Annotated in this window: 14 protein-coding genes and 3 pseudogenes; 10 read left to right on the forward strand and 7 right to left on the reverse strand. The window is 47.0% G+C overall.

Annotation, left to right across the window (positions count from 1 at the left end):
- Position 1: 1 nt before the first annotated feature.
- The 9 genes from BLW31_RS07795 to BLW31_RS07840 all read left to right on the forward strand — a co-directional run bounded on the left by BLW31_RS07795 (position 2) and on the right by BLW31_RS07840 (position 9,893).
- Positions 2 to 817, forward strand: a complete 816-nt coding sequence (locus BLW31_RS07795; RefSeq protein ID WP_004311891.1) for a DUF6047 family protein — start codon at positions 2 to 4, stop codon at positions 815 to 817.
- A 4-nt stretch (positions 818 to 821) separates the two neighbouring features.
- Positions 822 to 2,270 carry a DUF6047 family protein gene (locus BLW31_RS07800; RefSeq protein ID WP_029425500.1) on the forward strand — a complete coding sequence of 483 codons (1,449 nt, stop codon included), beginning with the start codon at positions 822 to 824 and terminating at the stop codon, positions 2,268 to 2,270.
- A 6-nt stretch (positions 2,271 to 2,276) separates the two neighbouring features.
- Complete coding sequence (locus BLW31_RS07805) at positions 2,277 to 2,588, forward strand: hypothetical protein (protein ID WP_004311889.1); 312 nt, start codon at positions 2,277 to 2,279, stop codon at positions 2,586 to 2,588.
- Positions 2,589 to 2,617: 29 nt separating this feature from the next.
- Entirely contained in the window at positions 2,618 to 3,688 is a 1,071-nt protein-coding gene (locus tag BLW31_RS07810) for a DUF6047 family protein (RefSeq protein WP_004311888.1), read from the forward strand.
- 20 nt (positions 3,689 to 3,708) lie between these two features.
- Positions 3,709 to 5,475 (forward strand): DUF6047 family protein, encoded by a 1,767-nt coding sequence (locus tag BLW31_RS07815; protein ID WP_004311887.1) that lies wholly within the window; start codon positions 3,709 to 3,711, stop codon positions 5,473 to 5,475.
- Between the two features lie 11 nt (positions 5,476 to 5,486).
- Positions 5,487 to 6,689 carry a DUF6047 family protein gene (locus tag BLW31_RS07820; RefSeq protein WP_004315703.1) on the forward strand — a complete coding sequence of 401 codons (1,203 nt, stop codon included), beginning with the start codon at positions 5,487 to 5,489 and terminating at the stop codon, positions 6,687 to 6,689.
- Complete coding sequence (locus tag BLW31_RS07825; protein ID WP_010537630.1) at positions 6,689 to 7,561, forward strand: hypothetical protein; 873 nt, start codon at positions 6,689 to 6,691, stop codon at positions 7,559 to 7,561. The genes BLW31_RS07820 and BLW31_RS07825 overlap by 1 nt, the downstream gene beginning before the upstream one ends.
- Before the next feature lie 209 nt (positions 7,562 to 7,770).
- Positions 7,771 to 9,663 carry a type IA DNA topoisomerase gene (locus BLW31_RS07835; protein ID WP_005680137.1) on the forward strand — a complete coding sequence of 631 codons (1,893 nt, stop codon included), beginning with the start codon at positions 7,771 to 7,773 and terminating at the stop codon, positions 9,661 to 9,663.
- Between the two features lie 11 nt (positions 9,664 to 9,674).
- The gene (locus tag BLW31_RS07840) at positions 9,675 to 9,893 is read left to right on the forward strand and encodes a hypothetical protein (protein ID WP_004318621.1); all 219 of its coding nucleotides are present in this window, start codon (positions 9,675 to 9,677) and stop codon (positions 9,891 to 9,893) included.
- A gap of 34 nt (positions 9,894 to 9,927) precedes the next feature.
- Here the strand turns inward: BLW31_RS07840 and BLW31_RS07845 are convergent, their stop codons facing one another.
- From BLW31_RS07845 to BLW31_RS24410, 5 genes and pseudogenes are all read right to left on the reverse strand, one after another.
- On the reverse strand, positions 9,928 to 10,335 hold the full coding sequence (locus BLW31_RS07845; protein ID WP_004311882.1) for a dihydrofolate reductase family protein: 408 nt from the start codon (positions 10,333 to 10,335) through the stop codon (positions 9,928 to 9,930).
- Positions 10,336 to 10,492: 157 nt separating this feature from the next.
- Positions 10,493 to 11,212, reverse strand: a pseudogene (locus tag BLW31_RS07850) (DNA adenine methylase).
- 38 nt (positions 11,213 to 11,250) lie between these two features.
- Positions 11,251 to 13,263, reverse strand: a pseudogene (mobC, locus tag BLW31_RS07860) (conjugal transfer protein MobC).
- Positions 13,264 to 13,296: 33 nt separating this feature from the next.
- A complete protein-coding gene (locus BLW31_RS24405) occupies positions 13,297 to 13,596 on the reverse strand; it encodes a hypothetical protein (RefSeq protein WP_004308101.1) in 300 nt (99 codons plus the stop codon).
- A 138-nt stretch (positions 13,597 to 13,734) separates the two neighbouring features.
- On the reverse strand, positions 13,735 to 14,394 hold the full coding sequence (locus BLW31_RS24410; RefSeq protein ID WP_250708284.1) for a relaxase/mobilization nuclease domain-containing protein: 660 nt from the start codon (positions 14,392 to 14,394) through the stop codon (positions 13,735 to 13,737).
- Here BLW31_RS24410 and BLW31_RS24715 point away from each other — a divergent pair.
- Positions 14,321 to 14,473: a hypothetical protein gene (locus tag BLW31_RS24715; protein ID WP_231946749.1), complete on the forward strand. Its 153-nt coding sequence runs from the start codon at positions 14,321 to 14,323 to the stop codon at positions 14,471 to 14,473. The two genes, BLW31_RS24410 and BLW31_RS24715, sit on opposite strands and share 74 nt — an antisense overlap.
- A gap of 37 nt (positions 14,474 to 14,510) precedes the next feature.
- Here BLW31_RS24715 and mobA read toward each other — a convergent pair.
- Both mobA and BLW31_RS07880 read right to left on the reverse strand, forming a co-directional pair.
- Positions 14,511 to 14,909: pseudogene (mobA, locus tag BLW31_RS07875) on the reverse strand (conjugal transfer protein MobA); the annotation flags it as partial.
- A 188-nt stretch (positions 14,910 to 15,097) separates the two neighbouring features.
- On the reverse strand, positions 15,098 to 15,715 hold the full coding sequence (locus BLW31_RS07880) for an RteC domain-containing protein (RefSeq protein WP_004308105.1): 618 nt from the start codon (positions 15,713 to 15,715) through the stop codon (positions 15,098 to 15,100).
- Positions 15,716 to 15,726 lie beyond the last annotated feature (11 nt).

The raw sequence follows: 15,726 nt of genomic DNA on the forward strand, positions 1-15,726 counted from the left end.
TATGAAGCAACCTGAACAATCCTATACAGCCATAGAGACAGCCCATGGCTTTGTGTTCTTTACTGATACGACGGAAGGACAGAAAAACAGGCAGGACTTTCTGCAATTTATGGCAGACCATTACTTCGATCCCCATTTCAATCTTGGTCCGGTAAATGTTTACCGGGCAGAAGGAGTCCTAAAGGATGGATCCTATGTCAATCCGGGTGAAGGCCTGTACCCGGAATATGCTTACCTGCAGATGGATAAGACACCGGAAATGGAGCTGGTCTACCGGAATGAGATGAAGCCGACCTGGGAGGATTTCGGTAGTTTCTGCCACAATATGCATTGTACCAGCAGCCATCGCAACCGTAATATCGCTGATATTTTGGAGGAAATAGAAAGCAAGGACCGTAAATTACTGGAGCTTTCCAAACAAGGTACAGCATCGGATATCCGGCAGCAGATAGAAGAAACCGGCCAGGATAAAGCCTTGCTGGACAAACTCCTCAAGCAGTATTACGATGTGCGTGGACACCGGACTGTTGGGAACATCCTCCGCGACCCGATGGAATGTGTCACCGTAGACGGTGTCCGGCTCTTTACCCCTCACCGGCAAGTATTGGCGGCAGGGCACGGACTCTTCCTGCCGGGAGAGGCAAAAAGCAACCCGTCCCATGCCTATGCATGGATAAACGGGGATTTCACCCGGATCGTATTTTCTAAGGATCCTCCTGCGAACAAACAGGTGTTCAAAGTGAAAACAGTCATCGAAAAGGCTTTGAATAAAAAGCAGGACGTGAAAAAGAAAAGAAATACCCACCCTAAATTGTAGAAATATGGACAAGAGAAACCAAATGGAAAATTCTTTTTTCGATCCCGACAAGCCGGGAAGTATTTTTGTCGGTATGGACCGTTACCATCAGTACTCTCCCCACCAGCCCCGAAATGCCCTCACATTCATTCAGAAAGGAGATGCGGACAGCCTGTTCCGCAAATTCCTGATTGACAATATCAAGGAAGCGGAGTGCTGCCCCTATATTCCGGATACGGAACTGCTCCGGTTTGACCTGGCGAACATGAGGCAGGTTCCACCGGTAGATACCCATACCCCTTTCGAGGAATATATCAGCAAGGAACTGCTGCCGTATTTTCAAGAACACTGCATTCCCCCTGCCAAACGCATTTCCCTGCGTGATGCGGTCTATACCTATAAATACAAGAATGAACCGGACGGCGGCATATTGAAGAAGTATCTCATGCAGGAACCCGCATACTTGGAGTTTCGATTACAGCAACAGGAAAAAAGGACATTGTACCGGTGCCAGCCGCGGTACACATTCCCCTTAAAAGTGGTGGAGAATGACTTCGGATACCTTATCTTTTCCGGTAACGAGATCGGCAGGAACGGATTCAGGGAGTGCATCCGGTACATCACGGACCATTACTTCGACCCGCACTACGATACCGGCCATCTGGCCGTCTACGACAGTACGTTCATGGACAAGAACCTGGTTCCTCTCATAGATGCCGCTTACAAGCCGTGCAAACCGATGGAACTGGATTATTCCTTCGATTTTTATCCGGCATCCTATATCGGTCTTGACGAACTGCCCAAAGAATTCATCGACAGTTTAAAACCGGTATGCTACCATTCGATGGAAGCGACAGCCGGGGATTTTATAAAATTCGCCACCGACTGGCATTTCAATAAGGATACGCAGGTTTCCATCAGCCGGGAGAACCATGACATTTACCGGCTGCTGACCGTCATGCGTAACGGTTATATGAATATTCATGAACAACCGTTTACCTATTTCAATGAACTGCTGCCGTATGCCAAGGAATTTGAAAAAGTCACGCAGGTTAAATCTGCCGGCGAATTCGATACGGGAAAGTTCAAGCGGTTGTCTACGGAAATCCGGAAGGCTGCCGATGGAATTTTGAAAAGGGATTTCGATGTGAGAGGGCACCGTTCCCTTGAGAATATGTTGAATGACTCCACCGTTACCTTCACCGTCGGAAGCCGAAAACTGAATGAAGTTCAAAAGACGGCACTGGCTTCGGGATACGCACTGTATCTCCCGGAAAACAACAAGGAGGCGACAAGGCATCTCCTTTTTTGCAAGGCCGACTTTGAGCAGGGCAGAATTGAGGGTTCCTCCAAGCCCTTCGGCGTCAGGACATACGTGATAAAGGACGGACTGCTCTGTCCGCTGCCGGAAGAGAAGAATACCGTTAAAAAGACTGAGAATAAGAACAGACATAACAATAACCGTTTAAAATAAAGCGATATGATACCTAAAAGTCAGATGTACCTCGGAGCGCGGATTGTAGAGAACGATCCGGAAGAGGAAACTCCCGTTGTTCCCTATAAAGGAACAGTAACAGCCATTGAAGAAACCGGAAAAGGGGAACTGGATTACTTTGTCTATATCCGGCTGGATGATGAGTCCATGAAACAAAAAAGAATCTCCCTTTGCTGCCCGGACAAGATCATGACCTGTTTTCCATGGACTATAGACCTGGAAGAAAAACAGAAAATGGAGCAGAAAATGAAGAATAAAAAAGTTCCCGACCCGTCGAAACGGCATAGACTATCTTAATCAACCATTCATCTAAACCATAAAATAATATGAGTACATACATTGGTTTCAATTTGAACAGCAACAGGCAGATTGAACATTTCCAGACCATAGAGAATCGTTATGGCATCAATTCAGATGGCGGCAAATTTCTTTTCGGGCAGGCAGAACTGGCCTTGAAAGGCTCCTACATTCCTAAGGAAGAAGTCTATTTAATACCATATCAGGGTGCTGTACAACCGGGGAACATTGAAAGGTTCATCAAGGACATGACCCATAACGGAGGACTGTCTTGTGCAACTCATTTCCCATTGCGGGATATCGCCTTCGTTTACGAGAATACATCTCCTTATGGCATCCATAATGTGGATAGCATCCAGAGAATGCTTCAAAAGGCCAAAGACAATCCCCTGCTGAAAAAACAACTGAACGCTTACCGCGCATTCCATCAAGAAAAGGAAAAAGATATCTACAACAGGGTGATTACTGCAATAAATACGAACCAGGGAGTCCTGATGTTCAATGATACCGGCAGGGGGATACAGTGTGCGCAGAAATACCTGCAGCATATTGGCGATAATTTCTTCTCGCCGGTTTACAGGGATGCGGATAAACTGCAAATATATTATTTCAGCACTTCCAATATCAATCTGATCAAAGAGGCGTCAAAGTGTTCGAACATGTTTGAACATGGCTTAAAAAAGATATACCTTCCCCAAAAGGCTCATTTCCTGGATTCAAATATGATAGCCAACTATACCCCGGCGGTAGAATGCAGCATGGCTCCCTCTTTGGAATGTTATAACCAACTGGCCGAAAAGTTGAATCTGGGCAAGAGCCAGAAGAATTATAACATAGGCGTACTCGACCGGATCTGCAAGACCGGGCAAATCGGGAATTTGGAAAAAGACAGCCGGTTCAACCATCAAAACAGCTTTGTCTCCCTGGATGAACGGATCAGGCTGTCTTATGTGGGGAAGCAGGATGGCACACTGCTGAAAAATGCACTTGAACGGACCATCAAGGATACGGCAAAGAGAATCCTACAGACGGACTATGCGGTACGGGGCTATGAACCGCCCAAACAGGAAAAGAAAAAGAGTAGAAGTATCACCATGTAACTATTTTAAATTTCAATCGTATGCAAAAGCAAGAGATTTCAAACATTATGATTTTCTTTGTTACCCAGGACTTGGAAGGGCAACCCCGACAACTGGAGATGCACCTGATGCCGGAGAAAGAAGTATCGATGATGAATCAACGATTCACCGAATACCTCCAGCGGCAAAGGGAAATGTACAAGCCGTCCCTTGTCCAAAGCCACTTGCCGGATCTTTATCTGTGCCGCTACCAGTTTCCGGCAGGAGTAAGCTACCCGGATATCCGGCTCTTTGACAAGGATAACAGCTTGGTACAAAAATTCATCACCCGGAACGGAGGAAGCATGCAGGGCAATGTCTCATTGCGCGGACTGGAATACCTGCATTCTCACGATGAAGAAAAAAGCCTGCCCATGCTGGTAGCCAGCGGACTTGCCGACCACCTGCTTGTACAGCCGGAAGCCAAACGGTTCGCGCTGGCACAGGATACTCTCCACGACGATCCGTCGGAAACCCTGACCGCCGTGGAAACCGCCAAAGGAGTGCTTCTGTTCGAATATTCCGGCTTTGGAAAGACATGCTGCCATGCCTATATGCAACATCTGGCCGACCGTTTCTTCATTACGGACGAAGAGAAACCGGAGTTTGTCAACCTGTACAAGCTGACCCGTCCGGACGCAGAAGTGGTAAAGGCATTCCAAGCATCTCCCAATGCCTTCTCCTTATATACAAACTCTTTTCTGCCGGAGAAAGCACAATATCTGGATGCGACTATCCTGCGGAATGCCCGGCTGGACAGGAGCCACCGCATAGAACCGACATTCGATGCCTATGACAAGTTTGCTTCCTCCTATAACGTGCTCCCCAGTATTGCCAATGCCCAGATACTCCGGTTACTATCCTTACAGGAAACCGCAGGAATCTATGGGATAGACTATACAACCAGAAGGATTCCGTTCATACACAAGAATTCTTTCAACTCCCAGTTCAATGCGCTGCAGAATATTCCGGCTGAAAATAAAGGCGGACAGGAGAAGGTCAAATCACAGATCCGGGATCAGGCGGCCTATATCCTGAAACGTGATTACGGGCTTATCCCGGACAGCCTGCAAAACAAAGAGATAGACCCCATCATTTCCCTCCAGACTCCCAAAGGAGCCGTCTACCTGCCCGCCACGGATGAAGGAGCCATCTATAAACAGTGTTACCTGCAATATCTGGCTGACCGTTTCTTCACTCCGGAAGTACAGGCTCTGGGACGAATCAGAGAATTCTATATTTCCTGCCCGAACCATAGCACGGAGCATTACATGCAGAAGCATCTGGACCTTTTCCGGTCCAATCCTTTCTACGGGCAGCTGGCGAAAATGCCATTGTATCCGATAGAGCAATCCGAGCTGTTGAAGAAAGGCGGCTATCCCATAGAGCCGACATACCATGCATTCAAACAGTTTACGGAAGATTACCGGCTTTCGGTAACACCGGAGAATGCCGAGATATTCACCCTGCTCTTTATACGGGAATACGGATTACCGGCTGATTTCAATACTAATGAAAGCTATAAGGAGTTCACCCACAAAGGAAATTTTAAACCGCTGGATCAAGAAATGTCCGAACTGCAATCCAAAAAGGGATATAGTGAAAAGGCATTCTACAATATTCAAAACAGGCAGCAGCAACTCGCGGACAAGATACTTGGCCTGAGATACAGACTGACCTGTCCTCCGTTGCAACTGACCGGACCGGCGGCTTCGGAAAAGAGAAAGACGGCTTCCCGTCAGAACAAGTCACATAATCCCCGCATCTAAAACTGATTATCATGCCTGCATGGATGGAAAAAATAAAAGATACATTCACCGCTAAAGCGGATTTAAAGAGCCTGTTTATTGTGTTACAGCCGGATAATCAAGTCTCGACTGTCATGGTCGTGTCGTATGTTCCGACGGATAAGGACTCTTTTCAGGTATTTATGGATCTGACCGCCCGGATTGCTATGGATCAGAAAACCATACCGGATAACTTATTGCTGCATTTTGAGGGAATACCTGCTAAAGATATTCCTTTCACCAGCGAACTACCGGCGAAAGACAGTGAGAAAGCCCTCAGTTTCATCGCCTCTTACGGAGGCATCACTGAAAACAACTCCGTACCTTTACGGAAAGCGGCTTATTTGAGAGCATGCCAAAGGGAACTGACGGCAGAGAATATCCGGGATCTGGACTACTCACCAGCTTATAAGTGCTTTATTGCACACGAAGATGCGATGGAGAAGATTGCGGCAGGAAAGCAAGCCAAACAGTTCTACACCATAGCTGAAACGGAACAAGGTGTCCGCGTATTCAATGACGGACTTTCCGGGACTATAAAGTTTCGGGATTACCTGCAATCGACAGCGGACAATTTCTACTCAAGCTCTTTGCAGGATGTGGAGTCATTGAATATTTACCGGATAGAAACCGTCTCCCGCCGGATGCTGGAACTCTCCAACGGGAATCAGACCACCATGCCGCAGGCCGGGATGGAAATTCTGGCGAATTACAAGCCGTCCGTCACTTTCGACATGCATCCTACGGGAGAAAATCTCAACCGGTTTGTCACAGCCGGCGCATTGGAACTCTCTATCCGTAACCGGAACATTATGACACTTCAGGACATAGCAGCCAGAGGATACGCCCATTTACCGGCAGACGAATCGTTTGCCTATAAAAAGGATTTCTTGTTTGTGGAGAAAGGTATCCGTGAGATTACCCGGCAAAAGGAATTGTACCGGGATTATCCTTTCCGGCAGAAGATGGATGAATTACAAAATGCTGCCAGGTCATTGGCGCAAACACTGTTAAACAGGGATGGAGTCCGGAAGAACTATCATCGGGTAAGCCCGCCTGTTGTTGTTTCTAAGAAAGGAGAAGCTCAAACAGCCGAAAAACCGCAAGACAAGCCCGGACTGTCCTGTGGCAATGAAAAGAAAAAGGTCAAGACAAAAACCGCTTCCGTTAAAAAGCAGGCGAAGCCCAAATTATAATGCATATGGAACTGATAAATAATACATTCATTCCCGAAAAAGAGATACCACGTAGCCGCAGGGCTGCCGGAAGGAAAGCATTCCTGCAAACTTTCAGAAACCTGTTTACCAGCCGGAATCATTTCAGGAGATTCATGGATACTTACCGTTTCAACACGATCCGCTGGAGCGCGTCCAACCTCCACGAACCCTCATGGGGAAAACGGATCGGATTATTCTTTCGTACCAAAAATCCAATCGCTATCCTCCGGGATGATTACCGGAGCAATCGCAGTAATCTGTTGAATAAATGGGAAACGTCCAGCCTGAACCGTATCCAGATGGAACTGGTCCGAATGGGTAGTATGCCTATTCAGAATAAGGACAGACATACTTTCAAAGCTCTGAACAGCATTGAAAAGAAAATCAAACAACTGCAGGAATATGAAGGATGTCCCGATATGAGCCATGAAAAGCAGCTTCTGGCAACATACAAGTACATTCTTTCTTCTCCTTTTGACCGGAAGTTCGGAGGATTGCCACCCGATGAGATTTGTGGGATGCTTCAGCAGAACGGACTGTCTGAATCAAACCTTCCTTACCAAAATTACGAAGGAATCCTCCAGGGCCGTGAAACAGTCATGTACGAACTGGCAACCGGAAAGAACGGGGAGAAATACCTCCAACCGGCAGATCAGGTGAAACTGAATGCGGGAATGTCAGGAATCTCAATGGATTTAATCAGCCATTTTCCGGCAAAGGAAATACCCCTGCCGAATCTGACGGAAAGCATACAAGTATCGGAAAAGAAAGAGAAGCTCTCCATTCCCAAAGAACCGAAGAAAAGGGTACGGAAAGAAAAATCAAAGGTCAAGAGTGTAAAAATTAAATAGTCATTCATATTAAAAAAGAAAGTAACATGAAAACAATTTGTATTTGTGAGAAGCCCTCGGTGGCACGCAGCATTGCCCGGGTCCTGGGCGTAACGGAGAAACAGGAAGGATACTTGAGTGGGAACGGATATGCCGTCACATGAACTTACGGCCATCTGTTGGCATTGGCCCTGCCTCAAGACTACGGCATTGTCCATGTGGAAAAGGAGATGCTGCCTATTATTCCCGACCCGTTCAAACTGGTTGTCCGTCAGATTAAAACCGAAGATGGATACAAGGCTGATCCGACGGCTCTGAAACAATTGGAAGTAATCCGTAAACTGTTGGGTCAGGCTGATCAAGTGATATCCTGTACTGATGCAGGGCGGGAAGGAGAGTTAATTATGAGATATGTGCTTGAATATCTGGGATATCATAAGGAAACCAAACGCTTGTGGATATCTTCCATGACAGAAAAATCGATACGGGAAGGATTTGATAGCCTCAAATCAAGTAAGGAGTTTGACAACCTGTACCGTGCCGCTAAAGCCAGGAGAGAATCAGATTGGGTCGTCGGTATGAATGCCAGCCTGTCTTTGAGCATGGCTGCAGGCAAGAGTAACTATTCTCTGGGAAGAGTACAGACACCGGCACTTGGCATGATTTGCCGTCGATATCTGGACAACAGGGATTTTATAGCCAAACCCTATTATCTGCTACAGCTACGGACAACGAAAGCAGGGAAAGAACTCGTCTTAACCTGTACCGGGAAATATGATACACCGGAAAAACTCGATGTGGACCGTAAAAAAGTGTATGAAGAGACGACAGCCAAAGTGGTGCAAGTGGAGAAGAAAGAGGTTCCAGAAGAAGCTCCGCTACTTTATGACCTGACCGCCCTGCAACGAAGTGCCAATACCAAACTCGGACTGACCGCAGAACAGACGCTGAACATTGCTCAAAAATTATATGAAGGAGGCTACATTTCGTATCCCCGTACCGGATGTAGCTATATCACAGAAGACATCTTCGAACAAGTCCCTTCCCTCATCGGCCTGCTTAAGCAACATCCCCGTTTCACATGGCATGCGGAAAACCTCTGTAACCAGCCTTTAAACCGGCACTGTGTGGACGATAGCAAGATGACGGACCATCATGCGTTAATCATTACGGAGAACTATCCCCAGAGGCTTTCCCTTGACGAGCAGAATATCTATTCCATGATCGCGGGACGCATGTTGGAGGCTTTCTCCGGCAAATGCCTGAAAGAAACGGTATCCGTACAAGCGGACTGTAACGGCGTTCTTTTCGGGATAAAAGGAAGCCAAATCAAAGTTCCGGGGTGGAGAGGCATCTATAACGAACCCAGTGAGAAAGAAGAAGGAAGTCTTCTGCCCGAATTTCAGGAAGACGAAATATTGCCCGTGCTCGGTATTGATACATTGGTCAAGAAAACCAAACCGCAGCCCATATTCACTGAGGCAAGCCTGCTTGCTGCGATGGAAGGTTGTGGCAGAACATTGGACGATGAAAAGGAAAAAGAGGCAATGGAGGATTCCGGCTTGGGTACACCGGCTACACGTGCCGGAATCATCGAACTGCTCATTGCCAGACACTACGTGGAAAGAAACGGACGGTCACTGATTCCCACTCCCAAAGGACTGGAAGTATATGATATTGTAAAAGAGAAGATGATCGCCAACGTGAGCATGACCGGAGGGTGGGAATGCGCCTTGCATGAAATCGAAACCGGCAAAGTTTCCACGGAAACATTTACTCAGAGCATCAATTCCTATACCCAACAAATCACCTCGGAACTGCTTGCCCTGAAACTTAACCATCCGGACTTGCCACATTGTAACTGCCCCAAATGCGGAGCAGAAACGATTATCGTCTTTAACAAGGTCGCCAAATGCAGCGATCCCAATTGTGGGTTCCTGTTATTTAGAACGTTCAACGGCAGGGAACTGACGGATAATCAGATGCTCCTGCTGCTATCGGGGAAACGTACCGGATATCTGAAGTTTACCAGCAAGAAAGGAAAGAAGTATGAGGCATCACTCGAGCTGGATGACAATTACAGGATTGAGATGACTTTCAAGGATAATAAACCTAAAAAATAAAGAAGCGACTTATGAAAAAAGAAATGGAAGAGATACCGGATGAACTGAATCCGGACTTAATGCTGAATACGATTGCTTCCGAACTGCTGATCAAGATAGCCAAAGGGGAGATTGATATCCAGAAGCTGGTCAGGAAACAACTCTCGGACAGGGGAATCGATGACCAACGGAACTGGATAGGACCGGACAAGGCAAGAAAATATTGGGAGAAATATAAGATGCCTGTCTAAACCAAGTCAGTCAGGATAAGAAGATAATTGCAGGTTATTCAATCCGTTTGTAGGCCAGCCTGCAAATACCGGATCTGAAACATTTGTTCCCGGTCATTTCCCATGAGGAAGGACCGGGAATTTCTGTAAACAGACGTATGCCGTCCCCTTGGATATACGGTGCGACAAAAAGGATGATTTCATCCACCAACCAGTATCTGAACATGCTGCTTATAACGGAAATTGTATCCGGAGCCGCTTCTATGAAATAAATACCTTCATTTTTCTTTTTCCATTGTGTCAATGAGATGAAAGATACATCCGGCCCGAGAGTCTGTGTAGCACGTTCCCGTATTTTGGTGAGGCCATATTTGTTCGGATTATCCCACAAAGGGGAAGAAACAGTCCTGTCGAAGAGGTATCCGTCAAGAGTAGTGATTGCAAGTAATTGGAGTTTTGCCATAAGTATAATATTTAACCTATAAATATTATTCGGCAGAAGTATTTGAGAAAGCGTGGCCTTACCCAACTCCAAGACGGAGGTTCTGGTAAACCTATGAATAGTAGCTGTGTAAGCCACGCTATGACAAAGCATAGCATAAGCAATACACAAAAAGCCTCTATTCATTGAAATTTGCCAGGTTGATCTGCTCTTCATCTCCGAAGTCCTGTGGCATGTAGGAGGTGCAGGAGTTACCCTCATTGACCGGCTTATAAGGCGGGTCAAAATAAAATAGGGAGTTGGCTCCGGTGTATTCTGCGGTCTGCCGGTAGTCACCGTCCAGAATCACAACATCTTGCAGCAGCTTGTGGTTAAAGCGGATCAGTTCCTCTTCCAACAGTTTTACCCGTCCCCCGGCACCAAAAGTGACGGACAGCTTTCCGCTATGGTTCACGGAGTAGATGCCGTTATAACAGGTACGCATGAAGAAGATAAACAGGGCGGCACGGGTGATGTTATTCGGGTTTCCTTCATTGTAGTAGGTACGTTTCTCCATGAAGTAGACCCTTCTTCGGGTATGTTCCTCCAGCGCGATGTATTCGTCCTGTATCCGGGCAAGCACTTTAATAAGCTGCTCCGGGGATTCCTTGATGACGCGGTAGACATTGATCAGAGCCTCGTTGGAGTCGTTGATGACGCAACGGATTTCCGGATAGGCTTGTCTTATTCAGAAGAAGAGGGCGCCGCCACCGACAAACGGTTCTACATAGGTATCCATCTGTCCGAAGTCTTTCGGAAGGGATTCGATAAGTACGGGAAGCAGTCTTCTTTTACCTCCCACCCAGGGGAAGCAGGGTTTTCCCGGCAGGTTGGCCGGAGAACTTTTCTTTTTTTCCATGTTTACAACATTTAAATGATTAATAAATTAAATAGGGATTATTCATCGTCTGCCGTTTCCAGCAGGTGTTTCAAGTTGGGATCATTTTGGATGCGAAGCAGCTCTTTTTCGATGATTTGCGTCACGTCTTCCTTGATTTGATAGTAGTTCCTTTCGATTTCCTCTTGCATGTGGTCCTTACCATCCGCACCGGTAAAGTCGGTTATGACGGGGATAGGCTTGTAGGCTTTTGTTTCGGCGGCTACCCGTTCATTGTCCACCACGATCTCGCAATGGAATATCTTCTGTTCTATCTTCTCCCCGAAGTTGTCGCAGACACTGCCGACAAACTCTCCTTGCGAGAGGTTGGAGATTTTGGAGGCAGGTATCAGCGAGTCGAGCTGGGTACTGATATTGGTTGAGGTGTCTTCACGGGTCATATTAATGGATTTGCGCTGTTGGAGCACTTTCCCAAACCTTTCAGAAAGGTTTTTCGCTGTTTCTCCGACCACTTGCCCGGAAAAGATATTTCCAATTGTGTTCTGGATCACCCGCGCCTCCTTATCACCGTAGTCACGTATTAACTGGCTGAAATCCTGTGCTCCCAGACATACTGCCACTTTGTTGCTACGGGCGGTAGCGATCAGGGTGTCAAGTCCTTTAAAGTAAAGTGTGGGAACCTCATCCACTAGAATAGAGCATTTGAGCCTGCCTTTTCGGTTGACCATTTTAACGATACGGGCATTATACAATCCTAACGCACATGAGTAAATATTCTGTCTGTCAGGGTTATTGCCGACGCACAAAACTTTGGGTTCCTCCGGATTATTGATATCCAGCGTGAAGTCATCTCCGGTCATAATCCAATATAAGGCAGGTGAGATCAGCCTTGATAGCGGAATTTTGGCGGAAGCTATCTGCCCTTGGAGCTGCTCCATCGCACCACCTTTCCATGCATCCATAAAAGGTGACAGGTAATTCTCCAGCTCCCGGTAAGAGGTCAGTATGGTGAACAGGTCGGAATACGGTTTATTCAATAGCTCTATGGCATGTGGGAAGGTGCAGAATTTCCCGTTTTCATAGATTTTAAGATACCAGATCACCGCCGCAAATAGCACAATCGGGCTTTCTACAAAGAAATCTCCCTGCTTTTGAATCCAACTCTTGTTCAAATTTAACATGATTACATACGCTGATTCGTATGCATCCGCGATATCGGATAGAAACGAAGGATTGAGGGGATTGCACCGGTGGCTGTATCTGGGATCATCGAAATTAATCACATAAAATCCGACCGGCTTGGCATACTTATCCTTGTTTTTAAGCAGCTGGTTATAAGCAATTATGCTTAAATCCGGATACTTAAAATCATAGATATAGGCGGCGAATCCTTTCTCTATCTGCTGGCGGATATAGTTATTGATGATGGCATAACTCTTTCCTGATCCCGGCGTGCCTAATATCAATGAGGCGCGGAAGGGATTAATCACGTTTATCCAGCCTGAATAGGTCTTTCGTTGGTAACGGAAACGGGTGGGCAGGTTTACCGAGTATTCATTGGCAATCAACCTGCGCTCCTGCATGAAGCTCTCGTTCTCGTCGTTAAAGACGTCATCCATGAGTTGGTTCTTCAACAGGCGGCTGATCCAGGTTCCGGCGGTAAGCAGGCTGATATATCCGGCAGCTACGGTAGCTACATATAATAAGGTTAGAAGCGCGACGGGGAAGCGTGCCGTCAGTAAGAGCTCGCTACCAAAAAAGAGCAGCATCCCGGCTATAAGGTAACAGCCGATACTCCTTCATGACATCTCCACGTCCTTCCGTCCTTTCGCTCCCATGCAGGAGAAGAAAAGGAAGAGCAGACTGAAGGACTTGCTCACCAGCGAATGGGAAAACAGCCCGGTATCCCGCTGGAAATTGAGCAGTATCTTGTCCACGACACCGATGTTCAGGTTCATGGAAAGAAAATAGGGATAGCAGAAATAATAGACATTCATCACTAAAAATAGGATGCTGATGGCCCTCATGAAGTCAAGGTTCTTATTGAGCCCTCTGGTTTCGTCTTGTGACATAAGCGGTATGATAATTAATGGTGATACATTTTATTAGCCCAGATGCGGACCTCTGCGTTTTCTCTTTTTCTTTTTCCCGTAAGGGCTTTGCGTCAGGTCGTCTGCCGGATACGGATAGGATTCCAAAGAGAATATATCAAGCAGTCCTTCCACCAGCTCCGTCTCTTTCATTTCCGGTTCGGACGGATGGATAACAGGGGCTTCTTCAGTCTTTTCCGGTGGGATCGTGCCGTACTTCCGGTTTATAACCGATGCCGAATATTCTTTGCCCAGAAGCGAGCCCTTGAATACGGTCTTTGAGTTATGGTCGATGTAGGTCACGCCATAGATCACACCGGAATCGTTCTGCCAGAGTATGGCGGCAATGCCTTTTCCAGAAAGTTCCTGCAGGAATCCCTGACGGGTGGGCTGTCCTTGCAGGGCGGTAGCGATAGCTTCCTTCGTCTGTACGGGTACGGGATGTCGGGCAATTCATTGTTTGCTTTTCACAAATTTCTTTTGGAGTGCCTCGTAGCCTACGCTTTTACCGATCTTGCTGGATTTGATGGCTACGCCGGTCCGTTCTCCTTTTTCATCGGTAGCCGCATAGACCAGTCCATGATAGGTCTTTCCCTTTATCGTCTTGTGGGCCTCTTCCACCGTTACATGGAAAAGGCCAAGCAGGGCTTTAAACTCCTTGACGGATTGGAACTTGTATCCCTGCATGACGGGCTTGACCACATTGGCTATCTGATGCTTGATATCCCCCTTCCGGTAATCGACGGCAGTCAGCGGCAGGGATTCCCGTCGCTCCATCTTCTCGGCGGGTAACAGATGGTATTTCCTCTCCAGCTCCCGGCAAACAGCGGTCGAGCGTTGCCATTCTTTGTAATCTTTAATTTTCTTTCCCTGCTCGTCAATACGCAGGGAGACGATATGGATGTGGGGCCTGCCGATATCCTCATGCCGGTAGATGATATAGGGTTGGTTGCCATATCCCATTTTTTCCATGTATTCCTGGCCGATAGCGGTCAACTGTTCATCGGTCAGCACATCGTCCGGGTGTGGATTTAATGAAATGTGGATAACGGGCTTCTCAGTCCGGCGGTTAGCCGCCAGATACGGTTCGAAGGAACGGATGCAGTGCTGGATGGTCGGATGGCCGTCTGCCGGTTCCATGATCCGGTTTCATGCCAGTGGCCGTGCCTGCTGCTTGTCCACTTTTTCTTGATTGTAGTATAATGCCCCGTAAACGGAGGCTCCTGATGTTATTTTTGCAACCATTGTTCAAATTCTTGGGTGAGACGGATAATCTCCCGGTTGAGAGATATTAGTTCAATAGTCAGTTGCTCCAATTTATAGAGCATGGCAAGAGCCTTCTTTTCGGATAGTCCGGTATGCAGAGCTTTGACTGCCTGGTTATAGTTTACTCCGATCCGGCGGTATTCGCTCTGCAGGTTGGTCAGCTTGATGTAGTAGTCCGTTGCCGCCTTATCTATTTTCACGACTTTCATCGGTTTGTCGAAAAGGGCGGCAAGGATGAACTGGGATTTATTATTAGCTCCCGAATTCTCAAAGAGCCTCTCAAACTCGATGTTCTGGAGTTCGTCCAGACGGAATCCGTAATAATAAGAATGAAGTTCTGATTCCTCTTTGGGATTCCGTCCGCCTCTTCATTTGCTCGAAGTGTCAGCCCGTCCGGGTTTGCGTGTACTATTGATTTTAGCCATATCTTTTCAGGTTTTATTTATCCGGCAGCAAAATAAGTGATAATTTTGATACGAACCTAAAATCGGAAAGTGACTACAAATGACAAGAGATGACTATTTGTGACAGGGGGTAAAAATACCCCTGTTCACTTCCCGTTTCCGCAAGCCGCGATGTTCTTTTCAAAGGTTTCCTTTAGTTTGGGCAGCAGGACGGAATAGTTCTTTTTGCGCCGGGCAAGGTCGGCACGCAGGTCATATGGTTTGGGAATGGCAACATTGAAGAGTTTCTCAAAAGCGGAAACGATACCGGCGAAAGAGAGGCGTTTGCCGCTTTCGTCCGTAATCAGCCCGCTGTAATCCAGCGAGGAGATCAGTTCCATCAGGTTGACCAGCGAACCTTTCCAATGGAGCGATGAAAGAAACGAGGAAGGTGTCGTGATGGTTCCGGGGTACTGTACACCAAAATTGACCAGCTCTATTTCCGCCTCCACCAGCAGGAGGCATTTGTCCAGATAGAATTCGGCTACTGCCGTGTGGAAATGTCCTGTTCGGGTGAATAACTTCTTTAGGGAAATCAGTTCTACCTTGCTGTGAAGCAGATGGCGCAGCCTTTCCGATACGGAAACCGATTCGATGGCGAGGTCGTAAAGGTATTGTTCATATTCGGTATAGGAGGAAGAGAATTCTTCATCGGAAACTGTCTGTTTTGGGCTTGAAGCCAGAGATAAATAATTGAATATACGGCATTCTGTAAATGGTTTCATACGGCATACAT

The organism is Bacteroides faecis MAJ27 (assembly GCF_900106755.1).
GTDB classification, from domain to species: Bacteria; Bacteroidota; Bacteroidia; order Bacteroidales; family Bacteroidaceae; genus Bacteroides; species Bacteroides faecis.